Below are 1,626 nucleotides of genomic sequence, written 5' to 3' on the forward strand. Positions count from 1 at the left end.
CGCCGCCAGCTGAGTTTCGCCGCCGAGGAGTATTATCGCATCGCCGCCACCGCCTGCGACAGTCACCTGCAGGCGGTGCTGAGCGAGGCGGTGGTGGCGGTGCAGGGGGGTTCGCTGACGCTGCCGAGCGGCGCAGGGCATGACGCCATCGCCATCGCCGAGCGCTGGCCATCGGCGATGCTGTTTGTGCGTTGCCTGGGGGGCGTTAGCCATCACCCGGCGGAGTCGGTCACCGCCGCCGACGTCGGACTGGCTATCGACGCTTTCTCCCGGGCGGTAGAGAAGGTGGCCGACGCCTGATCGCGCCGGTTGCCGTGCCCCGGCTGGCGGCTTCACACCGCCAGCTGGTTGACCACCTCGGCGACAGAGGTGATGGCATGGATGTTGCCGATCCCCGCGCCCACCGAGATATATCCCTCATCGGTATTCCCCTCCAGCATGCCCAGCCGCATCCCGCGCAGACCACCCATCGCCTGGGCCAGCTCGGCTTTTGAGGCGCCGGCCCGGTCCATGGCCACCAGTGTGTCGCTCAGTTTGCCGGGCAGCGCGCGGTAGTAGTCCGGCAGGGTACGGAACAGGCGCAGATCCAGACCGTTGGCGGCCACAATTTTCGCTTTCACCGAGTCGGGAACCCGGCTTTCGATGGTGCTGATAAATACCGAACCGGCGAAGACGCCCTCCGCACCCAGGGCATGAACGGCGCGCGCGCCCCGGGCGTCGGTGATCCCTCCGGCGGCCATCACCGGAACCCGCTGTACCGCGTCAACGATCAGCGGGACGATGGTGAAGGTCCCAAGGGCGGTACCCGGCAGCGTGCCGCCTTCGTCAAAGCCGGTGGCGACAATAATATCCGCTCCGGCCTGCTCCGCGCGGCGGCTGTTCTCCGGCGTCGGGTTGATGTCACGATAGATAATGGTGATCCCGGCGGCTTTCAGTTCGTCGAACAGCGCCGGTTTTAACGAACCGTCGCCGTAGCCGGTGTAGACCACCACCTTAACCCCTTCCTCTTTGATCACCGGGAGGATCGCCGGCGTCCAGATGTCATTTTCCGCCGTCGGGATCAGGTTGACGCCAAAGGGTTTCTCCGTCAGCTGTTTGGTTTTGCGGATCTCTTCGCGCATTTTCTCGGCGGTGGCCTCCGGGGTGGAGACGGCGGTTGCCGCCGTCAGTCCGGCGTTCGGGCCCAGCACGCCAAGCCCACCGGCGTTGCCGACGGCCGCCACCAGACGAGCATCGGTTAGCCAGGAGAGGGGCCCCTGGACCACCGGTTTTTCAATACCCAGAATGCGGGCGACGCGGTTAGGTTGCATGCTATTTTTCCTTGTATGTTAATAAGTTATAAATTTGTTCGCCCCAGCGATGCGGCAATGAGGGCAGTGTAGGCGTCTTTATTGTTTTAAAAAATGAGCAAAAACTTTCATCACTATTATTAAATTAGTAATAATGTGAACTGATGAAGAAGTGGGAGGCGGGCCATCATGCAAATGAATCTGTTTGAAAATATTAAAATTTTTATTGAAATCGTCGATGCCGGCAGCTTTGCCCAGGCGGCGGAAAATTTGCAAATCCACCGACCGGCGGTGACCAAAGCACTGCAGCAGCTGGAGCAGGAGAGCGGGGTCCGGC

Annotated in this window: 2 protein-coding genes and 1 pseudogene (1 of these 3 only partly in view); 2 read left to right on the plus strand and 1 reads right to left on the minus strand. The window is 61.6% G+C overall.

Annotation, left to right across the window (positions count from 1 at the left end):
- Positions 1–300: pseudogene (locus KHQ28_RS24065) on the plus strand (Zn-dependent hydrolase); it begins 656 nt to the left of the window's first position.
- 32 nt (positions 301–332) lie between these two features.
- On the opposite strand, the gene KHQ28_RS24070 reads toward KHQ28_RS24065, so the two are convergent.
- Complete coding sequence (locus tag KHQ28_RS24070; RefSeq protein WP_002905232.1) at positions 333–1,310, minus strand: nitronate monooxygenase family protein; 978 nt, start codon at positions 1,308–1,310, stop codon at positions 333–335.
- A gap of 174 nt (positions 1,311–1,484) precedes the next feature.
- Between KHQ28_RS24070 and KHQ28_RS24075 the strand changes: the two genes are divergently transcribed.
- On the plus strand, positions 1,485–1,626 hold a 142-nt coding region (locus KHQ28_RS24075; protein WP_211777704.1), incomplete at its 3' end, for a LysR family transcriptional regulator.

The organism is Klebsiella sp. 28 (assembly GCF_018223905.1).
Classification (GTDB): Bacteria; Pseudomonadota; Gammaproteobacteria; order Enterobacterales; family Enterobacteriaceae; genus Klebsiella; species Klebsiella pneumoniae.

Excerpts from the sequence above, each read along its gene's own strand:
- KHQ28_RS24070 (WP_002905232.1), bottom strand. The coding sequence starts at position 1,310 with ATGCAACCTAACCGCGTCGCCCGCATTCTGGGTATTGAAAAACCGGTG.